This is a genomic window from Actinokineospora sp. HUAS TT18 (genome assembly GCF_051364635.1).
Taxonomy (GTDB): Bacteria; Actinomycetota; Actinomycetes; order Mycobacteriales; family Pseudonocardiaceae; genus Actinokineospora.
This window is the reverse complement of record NZ_CP195645.1, coordinates 6,327,054-6,342,883: the sequence shown is the minus strand read 5'-3', so window position 1 is coordinate 6,342,883 and position 15,830 is coordinate 6,327,054. Positions and strand designations below refer to the sequence as shown.

Below are 15,830 nucleotides of genomic sequence, written 5' to 3'. Positions count from 1 at the left end.
ATGGACGCATGCGTCCGCGCGACCGAAATGATCTATGCACACGATCGTGCGACATCCACGACGCGCCCTGACGCCCGCGCTCGGCTCGGCGCTCCTACACTCCACCCGTGGAATACCAGCTCACCGCCGACCTGTCCCCCGCGACGGGCACCGCAGACCTCGACCCGCTGCAGCGGCACGGCGTGGCCGCCCTGCTCGACGAGCAACTTGATCTCCTCGCCGGGATCGAGGGCCCGGACGGGGTCGAGGTCGAGCCGCTCGACCACCGCATCGCCGTGCACCCCAAGGGCGCGGTGATCACCTGGCTGGTCGACTCCCCCGCGCTCGCCTTCGCCGAAGAGGCCGCCCGGCACGTGCTGACCGAGATGATCGCGCAGACCGAGCTGCTCGAGGGCTGGACCGTCGGCCGCTGCGAGGTCATCGCCAGCGACGACGACCTCGAGGCCGCGCTGGGCACCAAGCCCGCCGAGCCGGAGGACGAAGAGGACGAGGACGCCGAGCTGTCGGAGGAGGAGGTCGCCGCGCTCCGCGAGGAGCTGCTGACCTCCGCGGCCACGCTGCGCGCCTTCGACGCCGCCGCGTTCGGCCACAACCCCGACGACCCGGACTGCCCGGTGTCGGCCGAGGCCGCCAGGCTCGTCGCGGGCGCGCTGGTGCAGGGCATGGAGATCCTCACCGACGAGTTGTTCGCCGACATCCAGGAACTCGACGACGCCGAGTCCGCCGCCGGTGACGTCGAGGCGCTGAGCGTGATCAACCAGCTCCCGCTGCGCTACGCCGACCACTACAGCGCGCTGTTCGCCAAGCAGTTCCTGGTGACCGCGTCGATCCTGGGCTACCGGCTGTCCCAGCCCGACTGGGTCCCGCCGCTGTGCACGGCCGAGGCGCTGGCGCTGCACGTGCTCAAGGCCGAGGCGGGCGTGCAGCTCGACCTCGCGGGCCTGCTCGACGAGCTGCCGATCAAGGAGATCTACGCCGCCTTCGACGAGCACGCCTTCGCCGACCTCGACCACGAGCGCCTGTTCGACCTTGAGGCGGGCGAGGACGACATCGACCTGCTCGGGACCCCGGGCCTGGACTTCGACGAGTGGTTCCTGCCGCGCAACGCCGGTCCGCTGCACCCGTACCTGGCGATCGAGCACTTCCCGGAGTAGTTCCGTGACGTCGACGCCGTCCCAGGCTCCGGGACGGCGTTGACGGTGTGTGCCGGGTTTGGTCGACTCAGTGTGTGCGTTCCGTGACTCCAGCCCAGCGATGTCAGCGCTGACCCGCAGCCCTCGCCACCCGTCACGCACTCACCTTTTGGGGACCTCCATGGCATCGCCACTGTTGCGCGCGCCCGAACCGACCACGCTCTCACTGACCGTCCACCTCACCGCGACGCCCGACCGGATGCCGCAGCTCACCGCGGAACTCGTCGACGCGCTCAGCGCGCTGGGCACCGTTGAACACGCCACTCCCGGCGTCGTCGTGCCGATCCGCACGGCGCCGCTGCGCGTGGTCGCCGCGTCCCGCCAGGTGTTCTGGCGGGGCCGGGAGATCGCGCTGACCCGGCTGGAGTTCGACCTGCTGCTGTTCCTGGTCACCCGCCCCGACCGCGTCCACCGCAGGCGCACGCTGATGAGCGAGGTCTGGAACACGACCTACGTCAGCGAGCGGACCGTGGACGTCCACGTGCGCAGGCTGCGCAGCAAGATCGACGCGGACGACGACCTGATCAGGACCGTGCGCGGCGTCGGCTACCAGTTCGCCGACCCGACCCAGGTCCACGTCGAGCCTTAGCCGCGGAACGCCTTCCGGTAGGCCGAAGGCGATGTTCGCAGCGAGCGGGCGAAGTGGTGGCGGAAGGTCACCGGGCTGTCGAAGCCGACGGCCGCGGCGATCTCGGCGACGGCGAGTTCCGAGGTCTCCAGCAGCGGCAGGCTCGCCTGCACGCGCTGGGCGATCAGCCAGCGGATCGGGCTTGTGCCGCTGCTGTCCTTGAACCGCCGCAGGTATGACCTGGTCGACAGGTGCGCGCGCCGCGCGAGGGTCGCCACGGTGATCGGCTCGGTCAGGTTGGCCAGCGCCCAAGACATGCTCGCGGTCACCGCGTCGTCCTCCGGCTCGGCCACGGGTGACTCGATGAACTGGGCCTGCCCGCCTTCGCGGTGCGGCGGCACGACCAGCCTGCGCGCGACCGCGTTGGCCACGGCGGCGCCGAAGTCGCGCCGGACGATGTGCACGCAAAGGTCTAGCCCGGCCGCACTTCCCGCGCTGGTCAGGACATCGCCTTCGTCGACGTAGAGCACGTCCGCGTCGACGGTCACCGCGGGGAACCGGGCCGCGAGGCGGTCGGCGTAGCGCCAGTGGGTGGCGGCGCGGCGGCCGTCGAGCAGGCCCGCCTCGGCCAGCGCGAACGCGCCTGAGCAGATCGAGACGAGTCGGGCGCCGCGCGCGTGGGCTTTCCGCAGCGCGTCCAGCAGGGCCGGGGAGCAGTGGCCGCGCACGTCGGCGACGCCCGGGACGATCACGGTGTCGGCGGCGGCGAGGTCGTCCAGCCCGAAGTCCGACCGCAGGACCGCCCCGCCGATCACCGGCACCGCGCCGCGCTCGGCGCAGACCGTCAGCCGGTACCAGTCGACGTCGAGTTCCGGCCGGGGCAGGCCGAAGACCTCGGTGACGATGCCCAGCTCGAACACGGACATGCCCGGATAGGCGAGGACGCTGACGGTGGGCATGGCGAGATCTTAGCGAACAGCGGCGTTCACGCCACTCCCGTTCCGTCGCCGCAGGTCAGAGGATTGCCCCATGAACGCCATCGCCCACTTCCGCGCCCGCCTCACCTTCGAGACCGACGTCAGCGACGTGCACGCCGCGCTCACCGCCGCAGAGGACTTCGTGCTGATCGACTCCCGGTCGCCGGCGGCCTGGGACCAGGGACACATCCCGGGCGCGGTGCACCTGCCGACCGCCGAGATCGCGGAGCGCGCCCGCGAGGTCGTGCCCTCCGGAGCGCGGGTCGTCACCTACTGCTGGGGTCCCGGCTGCAATGGCGCGACGCGCGCGGCGCTGGCGTTCGCGGAACTCGGCTATTCGGTCAAGGAGATGCTGGGCGGCTTCGAGTACTGGGCGCGCGAGGGCTTCGCGGTGGAGACGGCTTCCGGCCGGGTCCGCGGCGAGGTCGACCCGCTGACGGCGCCCGTCCACGCGGTGTCCTGCGGCTGCTGACGTTTCCGGAGGTGGTCGGGCGGGTAGTCGACCCCGTCCGACCCTTTCGGAAGGAGACCCGATGTCCACCGGCGCGATCATCGCCATCATCGCCGCGCTCGTCGTGATCGGCGCGGCCGTGTTCTTCTTAGTCAACTCCCGCCGCAAGAGCGGGCACCTGCGCCAACAGTTCGGCCCCGAATACGACCGCGCCGTGAGTGAACAGCCGCGCCGCCAGGCGGAACGGGAACTCACCCAGCGCGAGCAGCGCCATGCCGAGCTCGACATCCACGACCTGTCCCCCAGCACCCGCGAGCGGTACGCGCAGCAGTGGGCGCTGGTCCAGGAGCAGTTCGTCGACCGCCCCGGCCCCGCACTCGATGAGGCGGACCGGCTGGTCAACGCCCTGATGTCGGAGCGCGGCTACCCGACGGAGAGCTTCGACCAGCAGGCGGCGGACCTGTCGGTGTCCCACGCGGAGACCCTGGAGCACTACCGCGCCGCCCACGACATCCAGACCCAGAACGCCCGCACCCAGGTGTCGACCGAACGCCTGCGCGAAGCCATGATCCGCTACCGCGCCCTGTTCGACGACCTCCTCGGCCCCGGCGCGCAGCCCAGCCACTGATTGTCGGTGGGGTGGGGCACACTGCGGGCATGACGGAATCTGGGTACGCCCAGTTCGACACCCGACTGGGCACCTGCGGTGTCACGTGGGGGCCAGCCGGGATCAGCGGGGTCCGGCTGCCGCCCGCCACGGGCACCGCCGCCGGCACCCCGCCGCCGCCGGTGGCGGCCGCCATCACCCGGATGACAGCCCTGCTGAACGGCGAGGCCGACGACCTGACCGACATCGAGCTGGACCTGTCGGGGCTGCCGGAGTTCAACCTGAAGGTCTACGAGGTGGCGCGCGCGATCCCACCCGGCCAGACGATGACCTACGGCGAGGTCGCGCGCGCGATCGGCTTACCCGGCTCGGCCCAGGCGGTGGGGCAGGCGCTTGGCCGAAACCCTTGTCCGATCATCGTGCCGTGCCACCGGGTCCTCGGTGCCGACGGCAAGATGGGCGGCTTCTCCGCGCCGGGCGGCACGGTCACGAAACTGAAACTGCTCGCCATCGAGGACGCGGCCCCGAACGGCCAGCCGTCACTGTTCTAGCGGGACGTACTCCGCCACGCCGTCCACAATGGACGACTTGAGTGCGCCCCGGACGACCAGGACGTCGAGGTGTGCGGAGGTTTCCCCGATCGCGAGTGTGCGGTTGAAGGTGTCGAGTTCCTCGAACTTGCGCTTGCGGCTGGTCCACGTGAGCTTGTGCGCGGCGTCCCACGCGGTGGTGGCACCGTCGCGGACCACTTCGAGGGTGGCGGCGAGGCGGTCGTCGTGGTGGACGATCAGTTCGTCGACGCGGGTGTGCACGCTGTCGCTGACGGGGCCGTGCGCTGGCAGCAGCCGCATGTCGGGCAGGGCCCGCACGAGCCGCAGGGAGTCGAGGTAGTCGCCCAGGGGTAGTTCGGCGCGCGCGGGTTCGAAGCCGATGGACGGGGTGATGTGGGGCAGCACGTGGTCGCCGGAGAACAGCACGCCGGCAGCCGGGTCGGCGAAGACCAGGTGGCCCCGCGTGTGCCCGGGTGTCGGGATGGCCCGCAGGACGCGGCCGCCGATCTCGATGTCCTGGGCGCCGGGGATCCATTCGTCGGGCAGTTCGTAGACGCGCTTGATCGCGTCGTGGTCGGTCTTGGCGAACACGGGCCGCAGCTTCTCGGCCAGTTCCGCCGCGCCCCACCGGACCATGTCGGCGAACTGCTGCTCGACGTGCCCCTCGATCATCGCGGTGAAGTTGGCCTGCTCCCCGACCCCCACCGCGATCCGCGTGCCGAACAGCCGCCGGACCTCCACGGCCATCGTGTAGTGGTCGCGGTGGGAGTGGGTGATGAGGAAGCGGGTGATGTCCTCGAACCCGAAACCGATCTGCGCCAGCGACGCCTCAAGCTGGCCTTGGGCCTCGGCGAGCGCCCACCCGGAGTCGATCAGCACGACCCCGTCGGCCGTGGCGATGGCGTAGACGTTGACGGCGTGCAGGCCGTCGTTGGGCAGGGGCAGCGGGATCCGGTGGACACCTGGGGCGACCTCGTAGGCGCCCGCGTCACCCCAGTCGGCCATTTCAGCCCCATTCGTCCTCGCCTGCGATCTTGGTCAGGAATCGCACCGATTCGGCGGAATTCAAGGCCAGTCCAAGCAGCCTAACAGCCAGCCCCTGGAAGAAGTCGATGTCAGGCGGGTCACTCCGGCGGTGCTCGAGGTGCACGACCGGCGGTTTGTCGAGGTATCCGGACATGAGGAAGGGACCGGAATTGGCGTACCCGCCGCGGCGGAACGGAATCACGTGGAAATCGATGTGTTTCTGCCTCGCGCACCCGGCCAGCCAACTGAGCTGCTGGGCCATCACGTCCCGCCCACCGAACCCCCGATGCAGCACCACCTCGTCAACGATGACGATGTACCTCGGCGCCCCTCGCTTCGTGAGCACCGCCTGCCGCTCCATCCGCGCCTCAACCATCCCGTCGAGGTGCGCCCCACTGATCCCGGCGGCGGCGTGCATGGCCCGGGCGTAGGCGGGCGTCTGCAGGAGCCCGGGCACCGCACACGCGTTGAACTGCACCATCCACAACGGGGCCTGGGTGGACTTCGGGGCGTCATCGTGCGGCTCGGTGTAGGCGCGCGGCCTCTCGCCGTCAAGCACCCGATGCCGCTCTTCGCCATACACGCCGAACAGATCCAAGAGAGCGACGGCGTCGGCGCGGAGTTTCTTGGGTTTCTTCGCGGTGGCGGTAGGTTTTCCCGTCACCCAGTCGACTTCGAAACGATCATTGAACATGGGGACATGAGACACAGAAAACCTGTTGTGCCGCAACGCCCCCGATAGGCTTAGCCGTTTCAGGGTGGGAAAACCCTAGACAGAAGCCAAATGCTGAGGTAGCCAGGTGTCGGCCGGGAACGCCAATGTGCCGCCATCAGGGTTTTTGGAGTCCCGAACACGGACTTGGGTGGCGTAGGCAACCTCAACACAGTCCTGTCCACCAGCCTGGCTGACACTCGACTTCCGCCACTCCGCGTCCATCCTGTTTCAGCTCCGTTCGTAATCGGCCGCCATCCTGGCCAGAAAGTTCACCGAGTCGGCTGAACTCAGCGCGAACCTCATGACCCTAGCAGCGAACCCTTGGAACAGGGCCATGTCTTGCGGGGCGTCCAGGAACCCGGACACCCCGCCGTGCTCCACGTAGACGATTGGCGGAATGTCGGCGAACCCCATCATCAGGAACGGGCCGGTGTCGGCGTACCCGCCGTGTTTGAACGGGATCACCCGGACGTCGATGTTGGGCTGCTGCGCGCGACCGATCAGCCAGTTGATCTGCTGCACCATCACCTCGGAACCGCCGTACCCCCGACGCAGCGCGGCCTCGTCGAGAACCGCGCTGTACTGCGGTGCGGCCAGCTTCGCGAGTACCTTCTGCCTGTCGATACGCGCCTCGACCATCGCGTCCTGCGTGGTACCGGTGAGCCCCGCGACGGTGTGGAGCGCACGCGCATAGGCAGGTGTTTGCAGGAGTCCGGGGACGATGGTGGGCGCAAGGTGGAACAACGTCCGCGCCTTCGCCTCGAAGTCGGCGAGTGTGGGTAGGAACTGGTGAGCCCGATCTCCTGGCTCAACCCACATTCGCGCGTCCAGATCCTCAGCCATGTCAAGGAGCCGCTGACGATCGGCCCCGGTGATGCCGTACATCCCCAACAGACCCGCGACATCCGTGGCCAAGCATCCCCGCTTGGCGTTCTCACTACGACTCAACGTCGCAAGAGACATTCCGATACCGAAGGCCGCTTGTCGACTGGTCTTCCCAGCCCGAACCCGCGCCGCCGCCAACTCCATACCCAATGCCCGCATCCGGGCAGGCTGTCGATCACTGATCATGGGCCAATGAAACCAGCGGCCCGCAATTCCGCAACTCCCACGATCAGCTGACTAGTTTCAGCCCTGAAACGTTTAGCCAGCCTTGATGGTCGTCAACGCCATCCCGGCAACCCGCGCCACAACATCACAGGGTTTGTTGTCGGGACTCACTTTGTCCGCCGACTGCTCAATGAACATGTTGAAGATCAACTTGTCGCTCATCCCGACAATCACCAGACACTGGCCCTGGTCGCGGCGGTCATCAGCACTGGCGAATACGGCAGGCTGGCCGCCGATCTCCGTGGGATCGAAGTACTTGAACGCGCCAGTCTTGTTGTTGGCGTAGGGCGCGCTAAGCCCCTTGGTGTTCTTCTCGAGAAAAGTCAGCGTCAAGAGGCCGCCGCCGTTGCTGCGCCACTTGCAGCCCTCACCGAGGGCGCCGTCCAACGACTCGCCTGCGTTGATTCCAAGTTCCTTGCGCTGGGCCTCGGTAAACACCGGGCATGGCTGCTTGAGGAATCGCCCAGGTTCGATGGGTGTGTTGACCTTCGGCGCCCCATCGGTGGGCAAATCGCCGGAGGACGTCTCCTTCGTAGTCGGACTCGGCGCCGTAGTCGAGTCGTCGGTCGAGGTCACGGGGGCGGCCGTCGGGGTTCCCGGTGATTCCGACGTGCAAGAGGCGAGGGTCAGAACACAGGCGATGAGAGGCAGTAGGCGGGTGCGCAAGATCAGATCTCTCCAGATGTGGAGGGGGCGGAGTCCCCAGCGGCGGTGATGCGACGAACGCTGGACCGTTCCACACCTTTGTAGTCGCTTAGCGCGTCTTGGAATTTCTGGGCCTGGCTGTAGCAGTACTCGACCTTGTCGTTCAGCGAATCGAGGTAGGCCTGGCCAGAGATCCGCGCCGTTGACGCATGCATCTCGCTCGCGACCTCGGCGCCCGGGCCGTTCACCACCACCATCTCTTGCGACCTGGCCCGGGAGTCCTCGTAGCCCTCGGCGAGGGTCACCCAGTCCTTGACGATCGCTTCGATCTCGTCCGGCTTGAAGGAGAACTTGCCGCCGCTGCCGGGACCGGGAGGAGCTGGTGGTGCGCCCATCGGGCCGCTGTTGACGATGTCCGACAGCGAATTACCGATGCTCCGGAACGCATCCACACCTGACCCCCGACATCCCGACCTGCACTTCGGTGACGACCTTACCGAACGTCACCCCGCCACGGGTCCGTTTCACGATTTCCGGACCCACGGGCCGCCCGAGGATCCCGTCCCACGTACTGGCCACTCACCCGTTTCGGGTGGTGAAACGCCACGTGGACGGCCTATCCTGCCCGGCGGACGCCCGGAGGACACCGCATGCCCACCCACCACCCCGAGGCCGCCCGCTTGGCTGAGGCGCTGGCCAGTGGGCCGTTCAGCCTGGCCCTGCGCCTGGCGCTCAAGTCCAGTGGGCTCAGTCTCGACCGGATCCAGGTCCGCCTAAGAGAACGGGACGCCGCCGTCAGCAAGACCGCTCTGAGCAACTGGCAGTCCGGTCGGACGCAGCCGGAGCGTCCCGACTCGCTGCGGGCGCTGGCCGTGCTGGAGGACATCGTGGGGGTGCCGGGTGGGGCGTTGTCGGCGTTGCTCGGGCCGCCGCGGCCGCGGGGGCGGTGGCTGACGCAGGCGCCGGGGGACATGCGGGCCGATCAGGCTTGGGCGCGGCCGGATGGGCTGGCCAGGGCGCTGGAGCGGATGGGCGCGGGGATCGACGCCGTCAGTCGGATGGCGAAGGTGGCCATCCACATCGTCGGGACGGTCGATCAGGACCAGCGGCTGCGGACCATGCGCCACCAGCTGGTCCTGCGCGCCGAGGTCGACGGGGTCGATCGGCATACAGTGGCGCATCGCAGTGACGTGCCGCGGACCATGGAGATCACCGACACCGTGGGTTGCAGGCTGGGCAGGCGGCGGGCGGACGCCGAGACCGGGTTCACCACCTTCGAACTCCTCCTCGACCGGCCGCTGCGGGCGGGCGAGCTGGTGTCGGTGGCCTACACGATGCGCACCGACGCCAAGGAGCCCTACCACTCGCAGCGGGTGGGGCGGGCGACGCGGGTGGCGGGGATCCAGGTCCGGTTCAGCGCGGGCGCGCTGCCGGTGCGGGTCTACCGCACCTACCTGCCGTCGATCGGGGAGCCGGAGTGCGACGAGACCGAGGTGGCCCTGGGTGCCAGCTACACCGCGCAGGTCACCGTGGCCGATCCGGCTCCCGGGATCTACCGGCTCTGCTGGGACTGGGACTGACCCAGCGGCGACGGCGAACTCGCGTCGGCCTGCACCAACCTCGGCTCCCCCGTGCCGTCCGCGGGCACCGCGAAGATCGCCAACGGCTCCCCCGCCGCGGGCGGCCTGGCGTACCCGATCGTCCGGTCGTCCAGCCAGACCGCCTGGTCGTCGAGGTGGTTGCGCTCCGCCAGTGGGGTCTCGACGCCGGTCGCCAGGTCCAGCACAGCCAGGCTCCAGTGCTCCCCCGACCGCTTCTTGTATGCCACCCGCTTGCCGTCCGGCGACACCGACGGGCACTCCGCGTTCTCCCGGACGGACACCAGTGTCCGGGACGACAAGTCGCCCTTCATCAGCCAAGTCCGGCCGCCTGACGCAAGGGTCGCGTAGAACGTGCGGTCGTCGAGCCCGAACGTGACGCCCCAGAAGTTGCGGTCCTTCGCGTGGTTCTCCACGCCGTCCACAATGGATGTGAAGTCCTCCATCGACCCGTACAGCGTCCCGCTGCGCCGGTCGTAGATTCCCGCCGTCGTGGAGAAATACCCCGACGGCATATAGGAATCGCCCGAGCGGAACACCGTCCAGCCGACCAGGTTCCCCGACGCGGAGACCCGTGTCCGGCTGGGGGTGCCGTCGAGCTTGATCTTGTGCAGCTCGGCGAAGTCCGGCCCGTACAGCACGGCCTCATAACTCGGCGGCACCGCCACCGACCGCAGGCAGACCGTCGTCCCGCCCGCCGAGTACACCCGGGCGCATGGACGATCGCTGACCACCACGGACGAGCCAGTCCGCTGCGCCAGCCTGCCTTCCGTGACGTACAGCAGCGAGTCGCGCGCCGTCAGGTCGACCGTGCCCGTCGGGGCGGGCCGCGCCGACGCGACCACGTAGACCACGCAGGCGAGGACGACGGCGACGATCGCGCCGACGCCGATCATGGTTCGTTTCACAGTGACCTCCGGCTGAACACGACCGCGACCAACAGCACTCCCCCGAACACCGCGAACGACGGCCCGAGCCCCCACCCGGCCGCCGCGACCCCGAACAGCACCGCCGCCACGGTCCGCGCAAGCGCTTGCCCCGTCTGCAGGACCGCCAGCCCGGACGCCTTCATCGAGTCCGGCAGCAGCGGCCCGGCGCACGCCATGAGCACGCCGTCAGTCGCCGCGTAGAACAGGCCGTGGAGTCCTAAAGCGACGAACAGCAGCGGCAGGCCGCCGAATCCGACCGCCAGCAGCACATAGACCGCGAGCAGCAGGACGTGGCCCGCCAGGAACACGCGCCACCGGCCGAGGCGGTCGGCCAGCCGTCCCACCGGGATCGCGGCGCCGAGGAACGTCACGGCGATGCCCAGGGGCAGCAGCGGCAGCCAGCCCGGCGCGATCCCGGTGCGCTGCTGCACCGCGACCAGGATGAACGCGTCGGACACCGTGGCCAGGCCCAGCAGCACCGCATACCCGCAGATTCGGCGGAAACCTGAGTCGGCCAGCAGCCGGACGCCGTCGCGCACGCGGATGTCGCGTCGCGCGGGTGTCCCGGCGGGCTCGCGGACCCAGACCAGCAGGATGACCAGCCCGACCATGGCGAAGCCGAAGCTGACCACGAACACCGTGTCGTGCGCGGCCCACGCCACCAGCGCGAACGCCGCCACCGGGCCGAGCAGCGCCCCGACGGTGTCCATCATCCGGTGCACGCCGAAGGCCCGGCCCAGGGCCGACGGCGGGCTGCTCAGCGCGATCATCGCGTCCCGCGGCCCGGTGCGGATGCCCTTGCCCGCCCGGTCCACGGCGAGCAGCCCGCCGATGGCCCCCATCGACCCCCCGGCGAGCGGGAAGCCGAGCTTGGTGACCGCCGAGAGCCCGTAGCCGAGCGCGGCGACCGCCTTCGGCCTGCCCGTGCGGTCAGCGAAATGCCCGCCGAGCAGGCGCAACAGGGCGGTCGCGCCCGTGTAGAGGCCGTCGACCACGCCGAGTTGCAGGTAGCCGGCGCCCAGCCCGTAGACCAGGTACATCGGCAGGAAGGCGGTCACCATCTCGGCGGAGATGTCGGTGACCAGGCTGACCATGCCGAGCGCGAGCACGGTCGGCGGCACCTTCGCCGCCGACCGTGCCGCACCGCGCCGCAACGGCTCGGTGGAGACGTACACGTCAGGCCTTGGTGATCTTCACGTCGTCCACCTGGGCCTCGATGAGGCTCGCGGTGGAGACGTCAGCCGCCTCGACCAGGATCTGGACGGTCTGGCCCGCGAACGCCGAGACGTCCGCGGTCAGCGTGCGCCACGACCCGCTGATGTGCGCGCCGGTCCCACGCTGGTCCAGCACCACCTTGTCCGTCGCGCCGACCACGGTGATCTTGAAGTAGTCGGAGCTGGTGGCGTTGGCGCCGAACCCGACGCTCCACCGCAGCGACAGCGTCAGGGTGCCGCTGGGCAGGGTGATGTTGGGCGAGATCCGGGACGTCACGCCGCCGTCGACGTCGTAGCTGCCCGCGCTGGACCCGGCGAGGCGGCCGGTGACGAGGTTGCTCACGCCGCTGGTCGTGGTGCCGAGCTGCTTGGCGCCGCTGTCGGTGGTGGACTCCGGGTCGCCGCGTTCCCACATGCCGGTGGTGGCGGTGTCGGTCCCGTCAGGGTTGGTGGTCCAGCCCTTGCTCGTCTCGAAGTCGTCGCTGAACACCGTGCTGGGCGGCGTGGATGTGCCGACCTGCAAGGTGAACGTGGCCGTCTTGGTGAGCGAGCCCGACGTGCCGGTGACCGTCACCGTCGAGGTGCCCGACGCCGCGGTGCTCGACGCGGACACGGTGACCGTGGCCGACGCGGAGCCGTTGGCGGGCGGGGTGACCGAGGACGGCGACACCGACGCGGTGACGCCCGATGGCAGGCCGGACACCGTCAGCGCGGTGGCGGCGGTGAAGCCGCCGGAGCTGGTGACCGTCGCCGTCGTGGTCGTGGAGCCGCCCTGCGCGACCGAGACCGCGGTCGGGTTGAGGCCCACGGTGAAGTTCGGCGTCGGGGTGGTGCTCTTGGCCTTGCAGGTGCCGGTGAAGTGGTCGGTGTAGGTGCGGCCCGCGACCGGCACGAAGTCGCCGACGTAGCCGGTCGACGACAGCGACAGCTTCAGCACGCCGTAGGTGTTGTCGTTGGCTGCCTCGATGTTCGGGCGAGTGGTCTCGAAGGTGTAGAACGCCCGGCCGCCGGTGCCGACGACGAGCTCGCGGATGCCGTTCGACGAGGCGGTGCCGTCGGGCAGCTGCGGGGCGAACCGCTGGTAGTTGTGGTCGTGGCCGTTGACGATCAGGTCGGCCTTGTAGTCGATGAGCGCCTGCCACAGCGGGTTGGTGTTGGTGTTGTTGCCGTGGCTGCCCTGGTTGAACCGCGGGTGGTGCCAGTAGGCGGCGGTGCAGGGCTTGGTGCTGGCGCGCAGGTCGTTACGCAGCCAGGTCTCCTGGGTGGAGCCCGTCGACATGCTGATGTTGCTGTTCAGGGCGACGAAGTGCCAGTCGCCGATGTCCCAGCTGTAGTAGCCCTTGCCGCGTTCGCCCGCGGGGCCGTTGTTGACGTTGACACCGTTGAAGTAGTCGAAGTAGCCGGACGCGCCGCTGGTCTGGTACTCGTGGTTGCCCGGCGACGGGTGGGTGATCGACTTCCACTGGCCCCACGCGGGGTCGTAGCGGGTGCGGTAGTCGTTGAGCGAGCCGTTCTCGTAGGCGTTGTCGCCCGCGAGGAACAGCGCCGCCGGGTTGATGCCGGCGACGACGTCGGCGGTCTGGGTGCAGTTGCTGCCGCAGATGTCGCCTGCGCCCGCGACGACGACGTCGGCGGCCGCGGTGCCCGACTGCAGGGAGTCGACGGCGAACTTGCTGTCCTTTGAGGACAGATTGGCGTCGATGGTGACGCAGGAGCCCTTGAACGACCGGGTGGACAGCGCCCGGTCGTCGCCGTGCTCGATGGTCAGGGTCTGGCTCTCACCGCCGGATCCGCGGACGGTGACGGTGTCGGCGCCCTTGAGGGTGAGGGCGGCGAAGTGCGGACGGACCCAGGCGGCGCCGTCCTGGCAGAACTGGCGCGAGAGGGTGCTGGGCCCGTCCACGGCGTGGCGCTGCGGGTGGTCGACCGCGCCCGCCACACCGATCTGCGGCACCGAGTTGGCGGCGACCGCGACGGACTGCTGCGCCGTGGGCGCGACTGGCTGAGCAAGGGCGATGGCGGTGGTGGCGCCTAGCAGGGCGGCGCCACCGACGGCGACACCAGCGATGTGCCAGTGTCGACTTCGTTTAAGGTTCACCGTTTCCGGCCTTCCTTGGGGAGTGGATGCGCAGGGGACTTCCGAGACAGGAACGTATTCAGCAATTCGCGCCGGACAATGGGCCGACGCCGCCGGGGTCGTATTCCGTGAATGAACCGGGGTGGGATCCGCAGGTCGCGCGGCTGATCACGGTGTGCGACGCCGGTTTCGACGGACTGTTCCGAGTTTTCCACCCTGGGCGTTTGCCGAGATGGGCGCGGATCGGCCCGCCGACGCTGTGGTCTCATGCGCTTCATGAGCTCGCACGGCCATGGTCATGGCCCCGTCGCCGACATCACCGACGACCGGGTAGCGCGGCGCGTCCGGCTGGTGGTGGCCGGGATCCTGCTGCCCCTGCTGACCGCGGCGACCATCGTGATGATCAGCCTGTGGCCGTCGGACGGCTTGGTGCTGCAGTCCATCCAGCAGGTCCGCGCGTCCGGCACGGTGGTCGAGTTGATCGCGTGCCCGATGGCGCCCCACGACTGCGACATCGCCACCGTGGCGCTCGACGAGGGCCCGGGCGCGGGCACGTCGGTGCCCGCCCAGGTGTCGAAGGCGAGCGGGGTCCGGGTGTCGGTCGGCGACCCGGTGATGATGGTGCACCGCCCGGAACGCGCCGTGGTCTACGAGCGCTACGACGTGGTCGACCGGGACAGAACGCTGCCGTTGCTGCTGCTCGGCGGCGTCTTCGCGCTCGCGGTGGTGGCGCTGTCCCGCTGGCGCGGCCTGGCCGCGCTCGGGGCGCTGGCGGTGTGTCTGGCGGGGCTGACAGAGTTCGTCCTCCCGGCGATCATGCAGGGCGCGCCACCGCTGCTGGTGGCGGTCAGCGGCGGGACGATGATCATGGTGGTCGCCCTGTTCATGACACACGGGTTCAACGCGCGGACAGCGGTTTCAGTGGTCGGAACGGTGGCGAGCCTGGCCCTGACCGGCGTACTCGGCTGGGCGTCGCTCGAGTTGGCCGGGGTGACGGGCCTTGGCAGCGACAACGTGGGTTTCATCAGCGGATACCTGCACGGGGTCGACCTGCAGGGCCTGCTGCTGGCGGGCCTGGTCATCGGCGCCTTGGGCGTCCTGGACGACGTGACGGTCACCCAGTCGGCGGTGGTGTGGGAGCTGTCGGCGGCTGATCCCAAGGCGTCCCGCCGCAAGCTGTTTGCCGCCGGGCTGCGCGTGGGCCGGGCGCATGTCGCGTCGACGGTGAACACGCTGGTCCTGGCCTACGCCGGAGCCGCCCTGCCCCTGCTGATGCTGTTCGCGGCGAAGGGCGTCCCGGCTGACCACGTGCTGTCGGCGGCGCCGGTGGCGGAGGAGGTGATCCGGGCGCTGGCGGGCAGCCTCGGAATCATCGCGGCGGTGCCGTTGACCACGGCCCTGGCGGCGATGGCCGTCGGATCACGCGGTGATGGTGATGGCGGTGACCGCGAGCCCGTTGTCGACGAGCCAGCGCCCGTGGAAGGTCTGCGTCTGGGCGCCGTGGATGACCGGGCCGGGCACGAGTAGCTCGGCGGTGAAGGTGCCTTCGGGATCGAAGGAGACGCGGGCGTCCTCGAAGCCGAGCCACTTGCGCATGAGCGGGAACCAGGCTTTGTAGACCGACTCCTTGGCGGCGAAGAGGAGTTTGTCCCAGTGGATGTCGGGGTGGGACTCGGCCAACTGGGCGAGGTGGACACGCTCGTCGGCTTGGGTGGTGGCGTTGAGGACCCCATCGGGGAGGACGACGTGCGGCTCGGCGTCGATGCCGACGGTGACGACCTCGGTGTCCCTGGCGACGACGGCGGCGCGGTAGCCCTTGCAGTGGGTCATGCTGCCGACGATTCCGTCGGGCCAGGTGGGGGCCCCTTTTTCGCCGGGGAGGATGGGGAGCGGGGGGATGCCGAGCTTGCTGAGGGCTTGGCGAGCGCAGTAGCGGACGGTGGTGAACTCCCGACGGCGCTTGTCGACAGCCTTGGCGATGAAGGGTTCTTCCTCCGGGAGGGGGGTGGCCTCCGGAGGGTCGTCGAATGCCTCAACCGCGATCACGACGGCGGGCAGGATGCGCTCGATCATCGGGTCGACCTTATCGGCCGCGGAACGCCCCTGCCGCCGCACGTGGCCCGGATCATGCTCAGGTCCCACGCACTCCTCCCGCAACGGCACACCCGG

18 protein-coding genes are annotated in these 15,830 nt (G+C 69.5%); 7 read left to right on the top strand and 11 right to left on the bottom strand.

From position 1 onward, the window contains the following. The first annotated feature begins 107 nt into the window (after positions 1 to 107). The gene (locus ACSHT8_RS29425) at positions 108 to 1,154 is read left to right on the top strand and encodes a hypothetical protein (protein WP_436494441.1); all 1,047 of its coding nucleotides are present in this window, start codon (positions 108 to 110) and stop codon (positions 1,152 to 1,154) included. Positions 1,155 to 1,314: 160 nt separating this feature from the next. Continuing rightward, a complete protein-coding gene (locus tag ACSHT8_RS29420) occupies positions 1,315 to 1,782 on the top strand; it encodes a winged helix-turn-helix domain-containing protein (RefSeq protein WP_436494439.1) in 468 nt (155 codons plus the stop codon). Here the strand turns inward: ACSHT8_RS29420 and ACSHT8_RS29415 are convergent. Further along, positions 1,779 to 2,720 carry a helix-turn-helix domain-containing protein gene (locus ACSHT8_RS29415; RefSeq protein ID WP_436494437.1) on the bottom strand — a complete coding sequence of 314 codons (942 nt, stop codon included), beginning with the start codon at positions 2,718 to 2,720 and terminating at the stop codon, positions 1,779 to 1,781. The two genes, ACSHT8_RS29420 and ACSHT8_RS29415, sit on opposite strands and share 4 nt — an antisense overlap. 70 nt (positions 2,721 to 2,790) lie before the next feature. Here ACSHT8_RS29415 and ACSHT8_RS29410 point away from each other — a divergent pair, with 70 nt between their 5' ends. The 3 genes from ACSHT8_RS29410 to ACSHT8_RS29400 all read left to right on the top strand — a co-directional run bounded on the left by ACSHT8_RS29410 (position 2,791) and on the right by ACSHT8_RS29400 (position 4,347). Then, positions 2,791 to 3,210, top strand: coding sequence for a rhodanese-like domain-containing protein (locus tag ACSHT8_RS29410; protein ID WP_436494436.1), 420 nt, complete (start codon positions 2,791 to 2,793; stop codon positions 3,208 to 3,210). 61 nt (positions 3,211 to 3,271) lie between these two features. Further along, positions 3,272 to 3,817, top strand: coding sequence for a hypothetical protein (locus tag ACSHT8_RS29405; protein WP_436494434.1), 546 nt, complete (start codon positions 3,272 to 3,274; stop codon positions 3,815 to 3,817). A gap of 29 nt (positions 3,818 to 3,846) precedes the next feature. After that, the gene (locus ACSHT8_RS29400) at positions 3,847 to 4,347 is read left to right on the top strand and encodes a methylated-DNA--[protein]-cysteine S-methyltransferase (RefSeq protein WP_436494432.1); all 501 of its coding nucleotides are present in this window, start codon (positions 3,847 to 3,849) and stop codon (positions 4,345 to 4,347) included. Here the strand turns inward: ACSHT8_RS29400 and ACSHT8_RS29395 are convergent. From ACSHT8_RS29395 to ACSHT8_RS29370, 6 genes are all read right to left on the bottom strand, one after another. Continuing rightward, on the bottom strand, positions 4,336 to 5,352 hold the full coding sequence (locus ACSHT8_RS29395) for an MBL fold metallo-hydrolase (protein WP_436494430.1): 1,017 nt from the start codon (positions 5,350 to 5,352) through the stop codon (positions 4,336 to 4,338). The genes ACSHT8_RS29400 and ACSHT8_RS29395 overlap by 12 nt on opposite strands. A gap of 1 nt (position 5,353) precedes the next feature. After that, complete coding sequence (locus ACSHT8_RS29390) at positions 5,354 to 6,067, bottom strand: DUF5753 domain-containing protein (RefSeq protein ID WP_436494429.1); 714 nt, start codon at positions 6,065 to 6,067, stop codon at positions 5,354 to 5,356. 75 nt (positions 6,068 to 6,142) lie between these two features. Beyond that, a complete protein-coding gene (locus tag ACSHT8_RS29385) occupies positions 6,143 to 6,310 on the bottom strand; it encodes a DUF397 domain-containing protein (protein WP_436494427.1) in 168 nt (55 codons plus the stop codon). Positions 6,311 to 6,316: 6 nt separating this feature from the next. After that, positions 6,317 to 7,159, bottom strand: a complete 843-nt coding sequence (locus tag ACSHT8_RS29380; protein WP_436494425.1) for a helix-turn-helix domain-containing protein — start codon at positions 7,157 to 7,159, stop codon at positions 6,317 to 6,319. Between the two features lie 72 nt (positions 7,160 to 7,231). Further along, the gene (locus ACSHT8_RS29375; RefSeq protein ID WP_436494423.1) at positions 7,232 to 7,864 is read right to left on the bottom strand and encodes a DUF3558 domain-containing protein; all 633 of its coding nucleotides are present in this window, start codon (positions 7,862 to 7,864) and stop codon (positions 7,232 to 7,234) included. A 2-nt stretch (positions 7,865 to 7,866) separates the two neighbouring features. Next, positions 7,867 to 8,295 carry a hypothetical protein gene (locus ACSHT8_RS29370; RefSeq protein WP_436494421.1) on the bottom strand — a complete coding sequence of 143 codons (429 nt, stop codon included), beginning with the start codon at positions 8,293 to 8,295 and terminating at the stop codon, positions 7,867 to 7,869. 198 nt (positions 8,296 to 8,493) lie between these two features. Here ACSHT8_RS29370 and ACSHT8_RS29365 point away from each other — a divergent pair, with 198 nt between their 5' ends. Next, positions 8,494 to 9,423, top strand: a complete 930-nt coding sequence (locus tag ACSHT8_RS29365) for a hypothetical protein (protein WP_436494420.1) — start codon at positions 8,494 to 8,496, stop codon at positions 9,421 to 9,423. Here the strand turns inward: ACSHT8_RS29365 and ACSHT8_RS29360 are convergent. Genes ACSHT8_RS29360 through ACSHT8_RS29350 form a run of 3 tightly spaced genes read right to left on the bottom strand, consistent with a single transcriptional unit; the run spans position 9,396 to position 13,682 of the window. After that, positions 9,396 to 10,349, bottom strand: coding sequence for a TolB family protein (locus ACSHT8_RS29360; RefSeq protein WP_436494418.1), 954 nt, complete (start codon positions 10,347 to 10,349; stop codon positions 9,396 to 9,398). The two genes, ACSHT8_RS29365 and ACSHT8_RS29360, sit on opposite strands and share 28 nt — an antisense overlap. After that, complete coding sequence (locus tag ACSHT8_RS29355; protein ID WP_436494416.1) at positions 10,346 to 11,545, bottom strand: MFS transporter; 1,200 nt, start codon at positions 11,543 to 11,545, stop codon at positions 10,346 to 10,348. The genes ACSHT8_RS29360 and ACSHT8_RS29355 overlap by 4 nt, the downstream gene beginning before the upstream one ends. A 1-nt stretch (position 11,546) precedes the next feature. Continuing rightward, positions 11,547 to 13,682, bottom strand: coding sequence for a metallophosphoesterase (locus ACSHT8_RS29350; RefSeq protein ID WP_436494414.1), 2,136 nt, complete (start codon positions 13,680 to 13,682; stop codon positions 11,547 to 11,549). Positions 13,683 to 13,937: 255 nt separating this feature from the next. On the opposite strand from ACSHT8_RS29350, the gene ACSHT8_RS29345 reads away from it, so the two are divergent. Further along, positions 13,938 to 15,188 carry a YibE/F family protein gene (locus ACSHT8_RS29345; RefSeq protein WP_436494413.1) on the top strand — a complete coding sequence of 417 codons (1,251 nt, stop codon included), beginning with the start codon at positions 13,938 to 13,940 and terminating at the stop codon, positions 15,186 to 15,188. Here ACSHT8_RS29345 and ACSHT8_RS29340 read toward each other — a convergent pair. Then, the gene (locus tag ACSHT8_RS29340; RefSeq protein ID WP_436494411.1) at positions 15,081 to 15,734 is read right to left on the bottom strand and encodes a 4'-phosphopantetheinyl transferase family protein; all 654 of its coding nucleotides are present in this window, start codon (positions 15,732 to 15,734) and stop codon (positions 15,081 to 15,083) included. The two genes, ACSHT8_RS29345 and ACSHT8_RS29340, sit on opposite strands and share 108 nt — an antisense overlap. Positions 15,735 to 15,830 lie beyond the last annotated feature (96 nt).

Excerpts from the sequence above, each read along its gene's own strand:
- ACSHT8_RS29420 (WP_436494439.1), top strand. The coding sequence starts at position 1,315 with ATGGCATCGCCACTGTTGCGCGCGCCCGAACCGACCACGCTCTCACTG.
- ACSHT8_RS29415 (WP_436494437.1), bottom strand. The coding sequence starts at position 2,720 with ATGCCCACCGTCAGCGTCCTCGCCTATCCGGGCATGTCCGTGTTCGAG.
- ACSHT8_RS29410 (WP_436494436.1), top strand. The coding sequence starts at position 2,791 with ATGAACGCCATCGCCCACTTCCGCGCCCGCCTCACCTTCGAGACCGAC.
- ACSHT8_RS29405 (WP_436494434.1), top strand. The coding sequence starts at position 3,272 with ATGTCCACCGGCGCGATCATCGCCATCATCGCCGCGCTCGTCGTGATC.
- ACSHT8_RS29400 (WP_436494432.1), top strand. The coding sequence starts at position 3,847 with ATGACGGAATCTGGGTACGCCCAGTTCGACACCCGACTGGGCACCTGC.
- ACSHT8_RS29395 (WP_436494430.1), bottom strand. The coding sequence starts at position 5,352 with ATGGCCGACTGGGGTGACGCGGGCGCCTACGAGGTCGCCCCAGGTGTC.
- ACSHT8_RS29390 (WP_436494429.1), bottom strand. The coding sequence starts at position 6,067 with ATGTTCAATGATCGTTTCGAAGTCGACTGGGTGACGGGAAAACCTACC.
- ACSHT8_RS29385 (WP_436494427.1), bottom strand. The coding sequence starts at position 6,310 with ATGGACGCGGAGTGGCGGAAGTCGAGTGTCAGCCAGGCTGGTGGACAG.
- ACSHT8_RS29380 (WP_436494425.1), bottom strand. The coding sequence starts at position 7,159 with ATGATCAGTGATCGACAGCCTGCCCGGATGCGGGCATTGGGTATGGAG.
- ACSHT8_RS29365 (WP_436494420.1), top strand. The coding sequence starts at position 8,494 with ATGCCCACCCACCACCCCGAGGCCGCCCGCTTGGCTGAGGCGCTGGCC.
- ACSHT8_RS29345 (WP_436494413.1), top strand. The coding sequence starts at position 13,938 with ATGAGCTCGCACGGCCATGGTCATGGCCCCGTCGCCGACATCACCGAC.
- ACSHT8_RS29340 (WP_436494411.1), bottom strand. The coding sequence starts at position 15,734 with ATGATCGAGCGCATCCTGCCCGCCGTCGTGATCGCGGTTGAGGCATTC.